Source organism: Elusimicrobiota bacterium (genome assembly GCA_016180815.1).
Taxonomy (GTDB): domain Bacteria; phylum Elusimicrobiota; class Elusimicrobia; order JACQPE01; family JACQPE01; genus JACPAN01.
The window spans coordinates 76,216-94,643 of sequence record JACPAN010000013.1; the positions used below are offsets into that span (position 1 = coordinate 76,216).

The window sequence follows — 18,428 nt, forward strand, 5'->3', positions numbered from 1 at the left end:
GTTCTCTAGGGCCCTTGCGCGGTTTCCCTTAGACTAAAGCTAAGAGAGCGACCATGAAAGGGAAAAAACATAGTCGAGGAAAGCGCAAGGTTCCGCAGACTGATCTGAGCATCCTCTACCTTTTATCCGAGCGGGAAAAGGCGATCAGCCCCAAAAAATTTTTTAGCTTTGTAATCACGCCCACTATTAAGGTTCTCAAAGAAACCAAACATTGGACCCCGAAGTCTTTTATCAGCATTCTGCTGGCCATCTCGATTTTGCTCACCGCCCCAGGTTTTGAATGTTACCAGGCATTGGGGTCTGCTCTTGAGGCATCGGGGCCCAAGGAAACCGCTTTAAACGTCCAAGCTTTATGCTTTGTGCCCCGATCTATAGCCACGGCGCGCTTGGAGCTGGCCTTCCAATCCCTGGGAACTCTCTCGCCGGCTCCGGTCTGGAGCAACGAGACCAAAAGCGCCGTGGCTGATTTTCTGGAGCGCCATGCCTGGGCTGAAAACCCGGCCGGCTGCGCCGATGTTCATGCCATTGTCACGGATAAAGAAGTCCAGGTATCGCGCGGTTCCTTTTTGTTTTCCGGCCGCTTGGCAGCCACGGACATAAGGGGAAAAACGGAAACAGCCCTGATCGTCAAAGCCTATATCAAAAAGAAAGACGGTTATATTCCTGTGGCCAATTTTCTGGATGAACAATATTTTGGTTCAGGCGAGATGGTGAGACATAGAATCCGCCCCGGATTAGGAGCCAAGGCGGTTCATGATGTTATTGCCACCAGCTTCAAGCGTCATCCTGTGGCCAAAATTTGGAAGGAAACAGGCGAAGAAACAAAAGCCAATTACACGGCTTATGAGGAGCCGGACTTTGCCACGCTGTACGCCAAAAAATTTGAAGAAATACCGGTTTTGCGCGAAGTGACCGATATCGGCAAAAGCGCGGTGTTGGGCACGGTCGGCCTTGTGCACCATGGCGCAGGAGGAGCGACCGCAGCCGCCGGCGCCCTCGCCGGTTACTTCGGTGAAAAAGATTTATCGAAACGCTTAAAAGCCGTTTCCGACGGCGCTCACGCGGCCGGTTATGCGACCTGGGCCGATGTCGGCATCAGCGGACTGACCAAAACCGAAGATTCCAGAGAGCGGGCTCTTTTGGCCGCCGGGGAATACCTTGACCCTGCGGAAGTGGATGGTTTGGCCATTGAAACGCATAAAAGTGGGATCAAGTGGATCGGACCAAGGAAATACTACGCCATGGTTTTCGGCGACCGTGGAATAAAAACATTGGAAGCTCTGACCGCAGGCATTCACGGGGAATGGTCCTCGGAACATGCCGCCTCCGAATATTTTAAATACGCGGAAAAAGCAAAGGGAGCGGCCAAATACGCTTGGATGGGAGCCGGGGTGTTGACGGCCACGGGCCGCATGCTTTTGGAATCAGCTCCCTTGATGCTGGCCATGCCTGCCGTTGAAACCGGCGCAGCAGCCGCAGCCGCCCGTGGGGTTCATCTGGCCGAAGGTTCGGCCCGGGCGGCTATGGCTGCTGCGCGAGGCGTTCATGTGGCCTTTAAAACAGGGGTCCTGTCCACCATGGTCGGCATCCCCATGGCCCTGGAAGGCGCGGCCACCGTCACATCCGCCAAAGAGTATTTGAAAAATCCGGAGAATCCGTACGCGGTTTCAGCGCTGTATCAGCATATCGGGGGACTGGCTACGTCCATGATCGGTCTGCCTGCTTTTGCCAAGGTCTATGGGAAGGCTTCAGCCGCCATTGAAAGAAAAGTCGGTGGTTTTGCCAAGGCCGCCCCGGTTGCTGCGAGCAAAGAAGTGCTTGCTTTGGATGAGGCTGGAAGCCGCCTGGCCAGAGCCGTTGACGAAAGGGCCGGCGGGACAACCGGAACCGGGGAGGTCGCTCGAGCGATCAACCATTACAACGAACAATTAAAGGCCCTTTTTGACTCAGGCAAAGTCAACAATGGGGAAGGCCGGGTCATCGAAAAACTGACCCCCGGCCAGCAAGAGCTGTACGATATGGCCATGAACGAAATAGCCAACGCCAAAAGTTCCGAGGATGTCCACCGGCTTTATTTGAAACTGGCCACCGGCGGCGGCAAAACCGTTTTAGCGGGCGGCGCTCTTTATCCCGTTGTTTCGGCCATGGCCGGCTTAAGGGGAGCGGAAAAAATCATTTATTCGGCGCCGACCCCCGAGCTTAACCTTCAGGCGAGGAATGAAATGGCCGCGTTCCGGGGCGGAGCGTTGCCTTCCGATCTAGAATTCGCCACGCACGCCGAGCTTATCAGCCGCGCCAATCTGGAAAAAAGCGGACGCGCCGGGGCCGCTACGCCGCTTGAGAAATCCGCCCTGCTTTTGGATGAAGCGGACGCGCCCTTTACCGAGCCCGCCATCAGCCACGGCAAGCCATCGGGAACAATCCCAAAAACTTACGCCGACAAGACCGGCAAGATCGCGGAAAACCCGGTTTATACCCTGCTTCGTTCCATGAGAGACCGCACCGAGATGCTGTCTTCGTCATTGCGAGGAGCGAAGCGACGAAGCAATCCCATTAATGAGATTGCTTCGGCTCCATCGGAGCCTCGCAATGACGGTGGTATTGGATTAAACCGCGGCCTTGAACTTGAAGCCGGCCGATTTGCCGAACGTTTTAAGGCCGTTGCCCGCGACTCCTCATTGCCCAAAGAAATCAGAAGCGGCGCCGAGCACTATGCCAAGAATCCTAATGCTTTAAAAGAAATCAAGAATTTCTCCGAAGCCTTTTTATCGTTGGATTCTTTGGGCGGCCGCTACCGCGTGGACAATAAAGCCGGACGCATCATCCCCAAAACAGAGTCAGGAACCTGGAGCGAGACGCTGGACATCCCAGCGCGCCGCTACCTGGAACTCAAACATAACTTGGATGTCACCAAACCCTACGAGCACAAATCCGTTTCCAATATGGCCGATGTTTTGGAAAGGGCCAAGGTGGTTATGGCTTTTTCCGGAACCAAGCCCCAAGCCATTGAAGGCACGCTCAAGCGATTGGGATTTAAAGAATTAGGCAAACCCACGCCGGCGCAGGAAGCGCCTATTGATTTTGCCGCTACGGCCTCCGCCAAATACGCCAATTTAGCCCGGGCCGTGCGCGAGAACGCCCGCAATCCGCAATCCCTGAGCATTGTCGCGGCAAAAAATACACGGGATATTCGTGTTTTGAGAAGACTGCTTTCGCCGTCGCTTAAACCCGCTGAAATCGCGGTTTGGGCATCCGGCAAATATGAGCTTAAAAACAATCCAAAAGCTGCCGCGAGTTTTAATATTGAAGCCTTAAAAAGAGGCACGGCCCGGGTTCTCCTTTTGGAAGCGCCCGTGGCGGGCCGGGGTATTGACCTGCCGGGTCAAGCGCTTTACAAGAAAGTGTCCATGTTTATTTTGGACCCTCACGAACTGCCCCAAGTTTTTTACGCGCAAATCATGGGCCGCATTTTGGGCAACCGTTTCCCCAATGCCGATAAGGAATTCAAGCTTTTTGCCGATGCCCAGACCGCCGGAAGAAACCCCTATCTTATGGCCGAAGCCAAAAAAATGGGTTTTGAGAGCGTCACCGAAGAAGTCTTGAAAGCCAACATGGAAAAAGTCCAGTTGGCGGCCGAGGAAAAAGCCGTGGCCTCGTCCGCCGTCAACATAATGGCCAAACCCAGCGCTAAAGCGGCGTTGAAAACCGCTTTTGCCCCACTATTAACGCCGCGGCGGCTGATCCCGATAGCGGTCGGGGTCGCCCTGTCCTTGGTTGTCGCGCCTTCGATCGCCATGGCTGCTGTGTCGGCTCTGGGGGTTGCCGGCGCCGGGGTCACATTAGCCTCTCATGCCATTCAATTGGGCCTGCCCATCGCAGGCGCGGCCTTAACTAGAGGGATCGTCAGTTTGATGGGAAGGGAATCTGCCGCTTCTGTCATTGCGAGTGAAACGAAGCAATCTCAAGCTGTCACGAACACTTCCAATAACTCTAAGATTGCTTCACCCAAGGCTCGCAATGACGAAAAACAGCAAGAACCTAGGAATCTTGCCTTGACCGCGATTTTGGCCGCTGTTCCTTTCCTCCTCGGCATGGCCGCGCCGGGGGGAGGCGAGGGGATGGGAGGCTTTGCGGCTTTGGCCGGGTTGGGCCTTGGGGCTTTGGGCATGGCTTTTTGGAGGCGTTCTCCAAAACCGGCCGAGGTCAGCTACGCCGAGTGGGAAGAGAAGGCTTTAGACATTCTTAGCAAAGGCGCCTACCCCGCAACAATCGCTCAAGCGGCACAAAAGCTCGATGTCTCCGGTATTCGCCGCTTGATGAATAAATTGATCCAAGTGACGTTTAATCCCGCTTCTTCGAATGTCCTTATTGGGCCTGATTTTGATCTCCATGGCGAACGCATTAGCCGGTTATCCCGAATCATGCTTGAACTCTATACGGATAAAAAATACGGCTGGGGGGATCGGCCTCATGAACAAGAAATCTTCCGCGATTTATTCCAAGCGATCTATGCGAAACGGGAAATAAGAATGACTGAAGAATCTTGGAAAAGCATGTCGGATGCTGTTTTGGCCGGCCATGCCCACAATAATTATTCCGCCGGACTTTATGAGGCCTATTGGCTCCCCCGGATCAATATCGTAATGACACTAGCCCGCCAACCCTCCCTAGCAAAGAATTTGCCCGGTCTTGATTCCTTCCTGATAGGATTCATCAAAAGTGTTCGCGCGTTGCGTCAAAACGTTAACCGCTTGAATGAGCCGCTCAAAACCAGAATCAATAACATCATTAAAACACCGAGTAAGAGTGTAGTTAGCGACAGCACCTTGCTCAATCTTATATGTTTCCTTGAATCGCATATGAGCGCCAACCCCGAATTCTTCGGCGGGCCCTGGGCCGAAGAATTAAAGACGGAACTTTTGGACATAGCCACTCATCCCGAGATTGAGGCAACCGTCAGAACCCAGGCCCGAATGCTTATGGAGCGCCTTGAAACCTTGGATACATCGCCGCGCAATACTGCCCTAGCGCCTACGACCGAAAAGGCGGCCGCGCCCCCGGCGCCGGCTGCCCAGACCACGACCGCGCTGGTTGCCGCCAACCGTAACCATCAGGCAACGTTGGACTACCTGGTGATGATTGCGAATGAACATAATGAAAAATTGACTGCTATCAACAAACGATGGGACAAAATTTTCTACGCGGCAATGGCTGTAACAATAGGCACAATTTTTGTTTCCATCCCAGCCGTTTTTGCCGTCGGACTTGCGTCATTGCTGTTTGTCCTGGCAGGCCATAAAAAGCAGTCTAGTTCAATCAAAAAAGCATTAGCCGAAGACCAAGCTTTGACCGAAAATCCCCATTTTATCGAAGCCTTGGAAGAGATTGAGCGAGAGTCCCCTGAGAATCTTAAAGCCCGGTTCGCAGAATTGGAGAGACGCATGAGCGCAGGGGAACTGCCTGCCGCCCTGCCTCCGGCTCAGCAAAGGATCCATGTAGAGGGGTCCGCCGGGGTCACCATTGACATTGACGCCCAAGAACTCGAAGCCGATGCGAACGAAGTCGTTTTGTCCCGGCCCCCCCAGACCGAGCGCGGCCGCAACGGCCAACGCGGGTTTGCCTTGGTGGGATCATTGCTGGCCGCGCTGGGTCTTACGACCGGACTCATCGGTCTGGCCCTTTTTGTCCTGGGCATGATGGTGCCGGGGGGAGGGGGTGTGGCGGCAGCCGGAGCTCTAATTTTTGGCGGCGCTGCGGCCTTGGGCTCTCTGACGGTTGGTTTCAAATGGCTTCGTTCCAAGTATAGATCGCTACCAGCGCCGCAAAAGAATCCCGAATACACAACTTCCCCGAGCCCGTCATTGCGAGCCACGGGCGAAGCAATCTCAAAGAAGGGGTCCCCCTTATATGAGATTGCCACGGACCCTGTGGGTCCTCGCAATGAAAAATCTGTGGAAGTTCTGACCGGATACCCCGCAAGCGTTTTTGATGCTTTGACCCGTGAGCAGAAAGCCGCCTTCGAGAAGCGTTACCTCGACTACCTGCGCCGGCGCGATGGCGAACAACCGGATTGGAGCAATCCCTTGGCCCCGGTATTGAGCAAACGCGAAACATTTTTCCGTAATCTGGAAGCCAACCCCATTGTCCGCCGGGGCGCCCCTATCGTCAACCAGGCTGATTTTACGCGTCATGAAAATAATCACCGGCCCGAAAAGGGCCTTGATCAAGCCATGCTCTGGGCACTGGCCATGGCAAAAGTCAATCGTTCGGAACGCTACGGGGTAGAGTACGCGCTTGGGCGGGCCGATTCATCAAACTACGGCCCCAACGATATCCTGGGGCGCATCAATGCCCAGGAGTTTTACCATACGAGGATTTTACGGGACGCGCTCAAAGTCACCGGCATTGAAATGCAAATGCTCCCGCCGCATCCCGTCACCGCTTTTTTGGTGCGCTTGCTTGTCCTTTTGCCCAAACCCATCGCCAATATCCTTATTTTTTGCGGGGAAGTAGGGGGCGTGGCAGCCTTCCGGCTATTGAGGGATAAGGCCCGAGAACTCTTTAAAGACCAACCGGAGTCCTTAGCGCGCATCGAGGAACTCATCGGCCAAATTCTGGTGGATGAAGTGGGCCACGTGCATTACGTGCGCAGCCAACTTGGGCCTGTGCGGCTTAAAATCGCGCGCTGGATTCTGCCTGCTTTTTCGCGCTACCTGGCCAGCGATATGCCGGAGCTTGAAATGCTTTTTGGCCGCAAACAATTCATGCACGCCATCACCCAAGCCGACGTGGAAGGCGCCGCAGCCCAATACCCGGACCGCTTGACGTTTGAGGGGTCTGCCCCGGGTGATTCTGTCATTGCGAGCGAAGCGAAGCAATCTCCAACTGGAATCAACATGTCCAGCGGCTTTGAGATTGCTTCGCCCGGGGCTCGCAATGACGGGAAAAAAGAAGATTTTAGGTCAAACCCCCGGCACTCTTGGGCCATTGATTTCGTCCCAAATGGTTTTGACGCCTATAAACAGACTAGGCCGCCAAAAGTTGACCCCGGCAACATTCGGTTCTCGCAAAACAATGAGCGGGGGGAATTGCCGGCCCAATCCCATGGCCCGGCGCATTACAAGACTATCATCGCTGAACATCCCATAATCGGTTCCTTGAATTTTTCGGAAAACTTAGGCATGGAAAGCGCCGTAGAGGAGATAAACAAGACCAGGGATTATTTGGCCGTTGAATCGCTTTTGCATTTGGATACTTTTGAGATGGATGGTCTTATTAAAAGAGATATCTTGACTCGCTCCCATTGGTCCAAACGCTGGGTTTCGTACTGGACTTGGGCGCTCAGGCTTCATGGCCCGCGCCGGATGGATTTTTTAGACGATCACCGCCCTTATAAATCCGGGACACCAGAACCCCCTCACCCTACCCTCTCCCCCAACTCCCCTAAACCCAAGAAAAACGATCTCCCATTCGTTCCCTCCGGTTTTTCCTTGCTGGCCGCCCTGGGAGGGGGGCTTCTTTTTCTGGCCCCCAACACAGCCCACGCGGCCGTGGGTTCAATCGCTTCCGGCAACGCCTCATGGTTAGTCCTTGGAGGGTTGGGATTAGGGGTCCTGGGGATGGCGCTGGCCTGGAACTTTTTACAACGGTTGGGCCGGTGGCTGGCGAATAAAATACGCTCGCCCGATGATGTTTTACAAACGCTGACGCAAGACACCGATCCGGTGACGCAACATGCGGCCTTAAAAAATCTTAAGTCAAGAAAACGGCGTTCTGTGTTTAATTTTTTCGGGTTGCCGGCTCTCCTAGCGGTTGCGCCCATTCTGCTGGGCATGGCGCCGGCGGCGGGCGATGGGGGACTTTTAACGGTCTTTTTTGCCGGAAGTTTGATCTTGGCTGTTTCCGTGATTTATGGCCTCTCAAGACCGGGCTCGCTAAAAGGCCCGGGGTTAATTTTTGATCCCATCACTAAGGATTTGTTTTGGAATGACGGCATAGGGACGATCGTCAAACTTACTGAGATTCAATCGAACCCGGAAGGCACAAAATTTGTCGCTCTTTACCCGGATGGAGAAACTTCTATTTTGTTAACCGATAAAGCCGTCCAGATGATGTTCGGAAAATTTATCGGGTTTAGCCCTGACGGAAGCAAGATGATGACAATGATGAACCCAACGAGCCATTATATAGCGGATGCCGTCACCGGAAAGGGCTTTTATTCCATTTCCAGCATTGAAGTCCCCGTGTTTAGCCCAGACGGCAAACAAATAGCGGTTAATCTCGGATTGAATCCATTCAAAAATGAATTTAATTTGAGCTTCATGAACGCAGAAGATGTCAAAAAAGCCGGCCCGATAATCAACCTGCCGCACGCTAAAGATCAATTATGGTGGCCCAGGAACGAAGCGAAAGTTATCGTCAAAACAAAAGGCGGCACTTGGCATATATTTGATTTGTTAAGCGGGAAGGAAATCTACAAGGCTCGAAAAAAACCGCTTCTGCCCGATGAGGCTTGGCAGGAGGGCGGTCTTGTCCATACGCCTGGACATTCTAAAAAAGCGTTGCTCAAACTAATCAGTTCAATCAGCAAGGGGCTCCCCGGGCTGGCCATCAAGGAGGGCGTGGTTGAAACCACCGGTCCCAATTTAACCAACCTCTCGAATTTCATCGCCGGCCCCGCCACCGTTGAGAAAAAGAAAGAGCGCGAGACGATCAACGTCCCTTTATCCAGATGGTCCGAGTACGTCGAAATCGGGAGATACAAACTGCCCTATATTCTCCCGCAATTAAAGACTAAGGCGACAGTGGTTAATGAATCGCCGATCGTGGCCTGGGTGAGGGCCGACGATGAAAAACCAAACGAAAAAAAAGACATTCTTGAAAAATTTGAGGTTTTCGACGCGCTGATCGCCGCCAATTTTGCCGCTTTAGGCCTGATGGCCTCCGCTTCGCAAATGGGCTTGACGAAAAAAACCGCTCAGGCGATTTTGGAAAAGGCGGCAGATATGACCCGAGCCTACGTCAAACTTTCAGGAAAAATTAAAGCCTGGCATACCTTTGAGGCGCTGCAAACAGAGTTAAAGGCGTTGTGGCTGGGCTTGTCGGGCGAAGATACGCTGGCGCCTGAGACGGCCAAAAAAGTGACGCAACTCCAGGCTTGTCAGAACCTGAGCCAGGTGGAGACGATCCACAGCCTGATCAACTATCTTCATATTCGCAGCTTCGCCGAACTAGGTAGAGCGGCCATAAACTCCAAAGCCCATGGAAACATCAACATCGGACCAGGGACATCATTAATGTACACCAACCTCGACACGGAGCCTTTAGCACGAGGAGACCGGATAAGAAACGGGATGCTCAATAAAATTTTGCCGGCCCTTTATAACACGGCCAACCCTGCCCGAGGGAACCTGATTATTAAAGGCGATCAAATCTGGTTTCATAGCAGCCTGGGCTCGCATACTATGGAAATTTACCTTAAGACGGCTGACCCGGACGAAGGGGGCGCCGTCGAGGTCAGGTACGCCGAAGGGGGCATGGACGAGGGCAACCAGTCTCGCCTGGTTTACGTTGAAACGGTTTTAAAGGAACTCGGCTTTCACACTGAAATCCACGGCGGCATGTACTTGAACGCCGCCTTAGACAAGGACCACGGGTTAAACGGCAAAGCCCAAATCGAAAATACGGTTCCCAAATTTCTGCGCTCCCTTTACTACACCGGGAATATGGATTGGGGCCTGCAGGCTGCCGGCAAGGCCTACGGGCTTGAGCGCGCCAAGGAAATCGCGGCTGATATGGGCAGGATTTATTTGGCCGAAGGGTATCTTCCTTTTTACGTGAGGGGCGGCCAGGATCTTTCTTTGGTCCAAGGCTATGAGAAATACCTTAAGAACCGCAATGACAACCAAGAGGTGACTATTAAAAAAGGCTCTCTATTCGGGAAAAAGATCGATTTAAGGGACGTTCTTAATGCGGAACTCGACAGGCTCGGCTTACCCGCCATCCCCGGCAATATCCTCTTTGGCCAGGCTGTTATTGACGAGTTTTTCACAAGGCCGGTCGAAGAGGGCTTGGCCAGGGGAGAATTCAACGGGATCAGCAAGTTAAAAGAGCCTATCCGCCTGCATGCCTACCAACCCGTTTCTGACTTGGCTTATTATGCTTTGCGTGAATACAATGAAATGCTGTTGATGGGGGCGTCGCTCAGGCAGGCGGAGAATGAGTTTTCTTTCGTGCCCGTCGGGTCCGTGGGCCGTCTAAGGGCCGAACGGGCGCAGATTAAATTTCCCGACAGCCAGTGGCTCACGGTCTACGGTTTGCGCGATCCGGAAACAGGGCGGCTTTATTACGCCCGCGCGCAAACGTACGATCCGGCAATGGAAAAACATGAAACGCTGGACTTTAAGACGCTTGATCTCTTGATGCGCCAGAAAGGCCTGTTGAATTTTGGGAATTCCTTACTTAGTTTGTCCCCGGAATTGCCAGGCCGGCGCGAGACTGATTTAGTCAGAGAACAACTCAAAGCCGCGCCTCAAATAGAAACTCTACGTGACACCGCGCGAGGCTTGGCCGCTTCGCCCGGACGAGGGGGTCCCCTGCGCGGCCAGGCGACTTTTGTCAAAGGGATCTCCGCCGGGCACAAGGTCTTGATCGCCGCCTACACCACTCCCGATGATCTTGAAACCATGACAATGGCCGACGCCGTCATCACCACGGGCGGAGGGTTGTTGAGTCACGCCGGAATCACTACGCGGGAGATGGGTAAGCCCGCCGTTATTTTGCCCCAGGCGCAATGGAAGAAAGAAGCCTCCGGCAAGTCCTATCTGGAGATCAGCCTCCTGTCTCCCTCCGCCCCCAGGCAAAATCAAACGGGTCTTTGGATCGGCGAGAAGATTGAAACCAAAACCATTGAAATTCATGAAGGGGACTGGGTTTGGGTGGATGGCACAGAGGGTCTTGTCGCCCTCGGAGACGGCCGGGAACTTTTAGAAAAGCGCCCTGGGGCCGGCTCTTCGATAATCACCAACGCCAGGCGCCGCGGCCTCAAGGCGGCGGAGATTTCAGGCATCGAGCGCAACCTAACGGCTGGAAAAAAGGCCGAGTTGGCCAAAGCCGCGCCCGCCCTTTTGCCCCTGGGCCTTGTTGATGACGATTATGTCGAACTGGTTGGAGGCAAAGCCGCTAAATTGGGGGCTATATTGGGCGTCGTGCGAAAAATGGGCGGGTCTGTCCCCGAGGGCATCGTTTTGACCACGCAAGCGTTTCTCGAATATCTCGACTCAAGCGGCAAGATGCCTGAGTTCGAAAAGTTATCAACCGATCTTGACGCCATTGTTTCCATGCCGGACTCGACTCTTAAAACAAAAAGATTGGAATCGCAAACGCGGCTCATGCGGGACCTTTTCGGGTTTCAAAGAGATCGGCCAGTTTCCTACTTTTACCAACAAGTTCTCCGGGGCATTCAAGCGCATGGGTTGGGAGGCGGGCCCCTGGCCGTGCGCTCCTCGGCCGTCCAGGAAGACACGCAGGAAGCCGCTTTTGCGGGGGCGGCCGAGACGCATCTTTATGTCCACCCGGAGGATCTGTATGAAAAAATCCTTGCCACCTGGGGGTCCTTCTGGCTGACGCGCTCCGTGATGTACCGCCAGGGACGCGGTATCAAAGAAGGGGATGTGCGCCCGGCCGTTTTGATTCAAAAGATGGCCAACCCGCAATCGGCAGGCGTGGTATTCACCGTCAACCCCGTGACGGGAACCGATGAAATCGTGATCAATGCGGCTTTTGGGCTTGGGGAAGGAATCGTCTCCGGCCGGGTTCAGGCTGACCAATTTGTGGTGAAAAAATCAAACGGCGAATTGGCTCGATTGCCTTTAATCGCAACAAAAAAAATCAAGATAGGGCCGGCTCCTTCGGCCGCAGGAACAGCGGAAATCCGCGTCGCTAGAAACGACCAAACAAAGGCGTCATTGGACGAATTCCAAATCCGGAAATTAGCCGAAATGGCCAAGGCGCTTGAGGATTATTTTGGATACCCCCTTGATATTGAATTTGCCATCGAGGAGGGAAAAATCATCATCCTGCAGGCCCGCCCCGTCACCGCCCAATTAAAATCCGAGGATGAGGTTTCCGTAGGGCCGGCCGCCCGGAGGACTCAAAAAAAACAGCGCGGTTTTGCGCTCTTAGGCAGTATGGTTGCGGCTGGGGTCTTGGGGCTTTCGGCTACGCTTGCCTCGCCCATGATTTTCGGCAACCCATCGCTATTCTGGCCTGTTTTGATTGCCTTGGGACTGTTCGCTTTAGGAACGGTTATCACCAAATCAGAATTAACCGGCTGGGAACATTTTTTGACAAAAAATCCTTGGAGTCCCCAATTGCGCTTGGCGGGCGAATATTATGACGGGAGCACGCTCTGGCAGCTCGAAATCGAAGTCGCAAGCTTCGCGCAAGATATTTGGCGCTTCAAAGAAACACTCGAGCGAACCTTTCCCAAATACCGCCAACCGGTTGACTCTTCCTCCCCTGGCAGCATCATTTCCTTTCTTCTGCCGCCCTTTGACGAACTTAAAACGAAAACTCGCGCTAACACCGGTTACGAGTTGTTGCTTGTCAATGATATCCCAACGCTTCAAGAAGAACTCGAGTATTTGCGAAATAAACAATACCCCGTAACGAGCGTCGTAACGCTGATCAACCGCTGGCCCGGCCTGATGTTGCGTCAAGCGAATCAAGTAGCTCAAGGCATCAGGATTTTGAACGAACTATTCGACCACTTAAATCTTAAGGAACTCGATCGCCCGACTTCTATCTTACGGGCCATCCATAACGCGTTGTACGCTCCCGGAGCGAATTTTGCCTACGAATTTACGCGGGCTGTTTACACTGAGCTCAGGCCTATTCTTAAAATGACTCCCTTGGAACAACGGCAGTTGGCCAAGTGGGTTCATTCAAAAGGCGAATTTGGCCGGGAGCTGGCCAAACTTTTGGGTTACAACCCTATCGGCAGTTCTCCCACATACGATAATGCCCCGGTCCAGCCCGGCCGGGAGGTTCCCGCCGATGCGGCCAATCCTTCAGCCCTCCTGAGGGAATCCTCAAGACCGATCAACGAAGAATGGATGGAGGAGGATAACGCTTTCGAGATGGATGTTTACAGTTGGAATTTTAGATGGGAGGCCATCCCCGCAAACTTCGCCGCTGATTTGCAGGAACGCCGCGCCAGACGGGATGATTTGGCTCTGGCCGAGGCGTTTTTTAAATCACTCCCCGGTGGTTTTTTAGGGGATGAAGACTTAAGTTACTACTACTACGCCGATGGTTCCCGTTCGCGCATGGCTCTTTACCGCGACCAAAGAGCTTTCAGCAAAGAAGAAAAAGAAAAGCTGGAACAAATTTTAAGCTCTGAGAACCCGCAGGCCCAGGCATTGGCATCCGGCCTGAAGGCTCGGGGCTTAACCATAAAATACGGTTCCGATCGAAACGCTTACAAGGGCAAGGGGGCCATTGTCTGGCTTGAGATTCCAAAACAAGCAAATCCAACGGGCCCCGATCCGGCAGGGGAGATACAGAACCCCAGGCCGCTACTTCCAGTCATTGCGAGCCCGCCAAAGGCGGGTGTGGCAATCCCAGGAGCGCTTGAGATTGCTTCGCCCGTGGCTCGCAATGACAAACCTGGGGAAATTCCACAGGAGATAGCCCCTCCAATAGCGCCGCTCGCGAAAAAAAAGGGAATGCCGCTTGACCCGGATGTTATCGAAGGATTAAAAAAACCAAGTGGCGACAGGGGCATGGCCCTGCTGGGGACGCTGGCTGCTGTTGCGGTTACGGCATCGGTCGTTCCGTTTGCGGCAGTCCTGTCTGAAGCGGCAGGCCGGCCCTGGGGCATGGGTTTAATGGCCCTTATGCTGGGTCTTGGAGCAGTGATTGGGGCCATTGTTCGTTTATCGGATGGAAGCCCAACGCCTCAGCGCATCGCTAATTTTCGAGGAGCAGTCGTTGTCGTCAAAACTGAAATAGCCGTGGACAGATTAGCCGAGGCCCTCCAAACGATTAAAAATGATTTGGAAACCTGGCCCAATCATCATGAATTTCTATCCGTCGTTGATGATTTTCAATTTCGTGACAGGCTGGATCTTTTAATTCATGGAGCTTGGGCGATAACTGACAGGAAAGAGGAAATCCAAAAAATGGCGGTTGAACTTTTTGAACAGTTCGAAGCCGTTTTGCCCTATCGGGAGCTTGAGGCAAGGTTCACGCAAGAAACAAGGCGGCAAGAGGAACGCGCCAGGGAAGAGAATGAGCGCCAAGGAGAAAGAGTGAGAGAGGCGCGGATCAGAGAGGCCAGAGAAAAATTTTCTTCTTGGCAAGAAAACTTTCTTGGGGCCCGTAAAAAAAGGGAAATTCTGCTTACGCTTGAGAAACTTAACGCGATTGTTACCGACTGGAACTTTGGCAACCCGATGGGTTGGGGAGTCGCCAAACAGATGATATCAGCGCGCGCCATGCGTAAATTAAAACGTTTGGCCGAGGCCAAAACACCATTTTTGAGCTTGAGTAAAAGCGAAGCGAAGATCAAGGAATTGGCTCAAAAATATTACACTTTGCTCGCCGGGACGTCTGCCGCAAGCACAGCCCTGGCGCCGGTGAACCCTCACCCTACCCTCTCCAGGACGCTTATTCTTCCTGAAGAGCAGGGGCGGGATTCCGCGTCTGTCGCCCAAACAGCCTTGGTCAGGCTTTCGGATTTTACCGGCGGCACCCAAACGCGTCAAGTGCAGCTTTGGCAGGAGGCCCAAAAATTCGTGTCCGATGTTTATGAGGCAAATGAGTGGAGAAGAGAAACGCTCATCGTCGGCGCTGTAACAGGTTTAGCCTCGATTGTGACGATAAGTGCAGCTTCGATTTTCTGGATTTTCGCCCCATTGGGCTTGTTTGGATTCATTTTAGGCGCCGGCCTCATGGCGATTTCTCCCAAGATGATGAGTTTGTCGCCCCTGTGGAACGGCATGAAGGCGCTTCATGAACTTGATCCAGCCAATTACCGACGACTGCTTTACGCCGTCTTAGATAAGGAACTCACCAAATACGAAGATGATACCGGCGACCTTGTCCTGGCTATGCTCAAGCAATGGGAGGAGCAAGCCGGGGACTTGCCTCTTGAGGAAACCGTCAGCGTCTTGACCGCCTTAATGGAGAAATATCCCGCAGCCAAAAAAATGAGAAAGAAAATCGTCAAAGCTCTGGCCAAGCTTGGCGCGGATCCGATTGAACCTTATGACCCTGAAAAAGACGACCCTTATTTACAGGCGGCCATCCATGAAGTTGAGTCAGACAGGCAGCCATCTCAAATGACGGCTGAGGAATTAAAGGCCGCCATTGACAGGCTCCATGAACGTCAACATGCGGTAAACCCGCTCCTTCTTGCCTCTCCCCTTGAGGGAGAGGCCGCGCCCGGCGCGGGTGAGGGGTCCGTCTCGAATTCGGGGGGCACCATACTTAATTCAGGTCTGGATTCCCGCTTTCGCGGGAATGACGACGGGGAGAACGGGGAAAGGGGCATGGCGCTTTTGGGGAGCATGATCGTTGCAGGATTGGCGGGGTTGGGTTCGATGGTTTTGGTCAAAGGCGGTTTGGGTTTTGGGGGACTGATTCTGGCCGCTGGCGCGGCGGCATTGGTGGCGGGGATGGCCTTGTTGGGTAGGGGAAATGGTGAAAAAAATCACGCGGTTTTTGCCCTAAGGTTTTTCTTTACGCCCACGCAAAAAGGGGACGGGCCTTTTGAAAAAGAGGTATTGGGGCCTGTCGGCGCGCAGGCCCTGGGTTATGACGCGCACCAAGGCTTTTTGGTTTCCGTGCCCCAGGATAAAGTTGAGGACTTTTTATCCCGGCTCAAGAGCCGGGGACGCGGCGCCGTTGCCGTTTCCAAGGAAACTTTGCAAAAACGCGAAACCATTAAAATGGACCTGCCCACCCTGCGCTATTGGGTTTATCAAGCCGAAAATCAAGGTAAGAAAGAAATTTCCCTGGTTCAAGCCAGGTCCATTTCTGTCATTCCGGCGCAAGCCGGAATCCAGGACTCACTCGGACAGCAAAGGGCCTGGATGCCGGATCAAGTCCGGCATGACGGCTTTTCGAGCAGAACCTACATCAAATTGCCGACAAGGCTTTACGAAGATTTGACGGATGGCCATGATATTGAGCCCATGCTGACCTTTGACAATAACAATGAGGCCGTTCATTTAAAACATCTTGGCTATTCTCTTGACGGGTATTCCATTCTCAGCATTGTAACGGGACAACCGGAAGAAGCCTTGGCCTCGACCCGCGAGAACGCCCAAGCAAGGGGTGTTGCGGAAAAAGACATCGCCCAAATTACACTGGAGTCCGGGCGGATTTTCAAAACGGAAATTCCCTTGGGACCCCAAATAATGATGAAAGTTAAAAACGAAACGATCATCGCATCGCAGTTGGCGCATTTGATTTTAAATTTTGAGGATAAAAGGGATTCTATTTTACTTTCAGTTGATGAATTTAAAGAAATCTCAATCCCTAAGCCCAGGCGCGCCTGGCTGCAATGGCTTGACCCAGCCGGGACAGCTTCTTCCATCGCCGCCTTGGGCGCCACCCTGTTGGCTCCTCTTCTCATGGGCATGGCTCCGACGGGAGGGGGTTCGGGTTTGGGTCTCTTGTTATTCCTTGGGCTCGGGGCCGTTGGCCTGGGAATCGCGCTTTTTGAAAACTGGCCGGTCAGATTTCCCCGCACTTTCGATAAAAGCGACGGCTACTTTAATGCCGCACCGGGCGCAGGAGCAGTTCCAAAAGATCATGAACCATTCGTCGCGGTAAAAAACCCCCATACTTTCGCCGACAATGCCAGGCTTAAGGAAGGGACGCCGTTTCATGGCCGCTCGGTATGGGATTACTCAATTCCTTTGAATCAGGACATCAAGCTTGTCTATGCCCAAAATGCTCCCATGGCTGCCTGGACCGACGGCAAAGCGCTTTGGGTCGCGAATTTAAGAAACGGAGACATTCTAGTGGACGGTGGCATCAAAACGGATCAAACCATCCAAGAGATCGCTTTTTCTCCTGATGGCGGGAAACTGGCTTTTGCCATTAACGACACCTCGGTTAACAAAACGCAGATCCATATTGTTTCGTTTGAAGAGCGGACTTTTTGTTGGCTTACGACCATAAGGGGCGGTTTTACCAAAGGCCTCGCCTATGACGACAAAGGCAAAATTTTGGCGGCGGTCACGACGGTTGACGGCTACGATAAGGTCACTCTCTGGGATGTCGAAAGAGGCGCCTTGGATCGCATAAGCCTACCTGCCAAAGCGGCGCCCGCCAATGCCATTAAACACTGGAAAGGCGAAAGTTTTATTCTAACGGGGGATGGGGACAAGGCGGATATCATGGTTCTTGAGCCAACATTTACGTCTGACCAAGCATGGTTAAAAGCGTGGAAAAAACCAAGAGGAAAAATTGAGCCGGCGATCGTCATGCCTATACCCGCAATTCAAAAGATTTTTATATCCGATCGAGATGGCCGGCTCTATGTCGCCGATTTGTTCTCAAACCAAATAAAAATTATGAAAGAACCAAAAGACGACACCCGCCGCCTAATGGCCCTGGGCTATAGAACCGATCAAGGAAATTACATGTGGCTGAAAGAACAAGAGGCTTACCAGCTCAACGACAGCGCCTTTGGCGCTTCAGACCATCCAATCGCTCAAGTGCGTTTCATTGACCCTGAACACCGTCTTGATCACGCGGGCCAATTCATCGCCCTTCAACCGGAAGGCAAATCCCTTGCTTTTGTTCGCGAGGGGACTCTTCACATAGTTCAATGGGAAGGCTATGGGATTGCAGCCGTCCCTCCGGTTGAGAAACCTACGGCTCAACCTGTTCAAGAAGCGCCGCCGTCTTGGCAAGTCCAACGCGAGGAAATCGCCGGCCGCATGGATATTTTCGACATCCGCGCGGTTGTCGCCAGATTGGCTGCTTGGCGGCAGGGGAACACTCTGGATATCATCAGGCGAGCCGCTCAAAAATGGCTCGTCGAGCTGGCCGCGCTTGGCGATCCCGAAGCCATCGGCGCCATCGGCGGCAAGCCCGCGCCGGGCAACAAGGATTTTTGGGGATATGAGGATAAACCGTTGGCCCAAGCCGTCCAAAGCGCGCCTAACAATCTTTGGGGCTATCCCTCCGAGAAACCAACCCAAGACCCTTCGAAACCGCTCGATCCGGACTACCTGAGATCCTTCAGATAAAAACCCCCGTCTTTAGGCCGAGGGCCTTTAGCGAACCGACTTCCAAAAATTCCTTTCCCGCTTCGTTTAGAGCTGCTACTTCAAGTGACGTTCTAATTTCTCATAAAATTTTTCGTGAACGCCGAAGGTATAAAACCATAGTTTAATTTTTTCGCATCT

At 53.1% G+C, this 18,428-nt stretch carries 1 protein-coding gene; it reads left to right on the top strand.

The genetic code is table 11. The features are described 5' to 3' along the window. Window positions 1-53: 53 nt before the first annotated feature. Window positions 54-18,269, top strand: a complete 18,216-nt coding sequence (locus tag HYT79_07025; protein MBI2070341.1) for a hypothetical protein — start codon at window positions 54-56, stop codon at window positions 18,267-18,269. Window positions 18,270-18,428 lie beyond the last annotated feature (159 nt).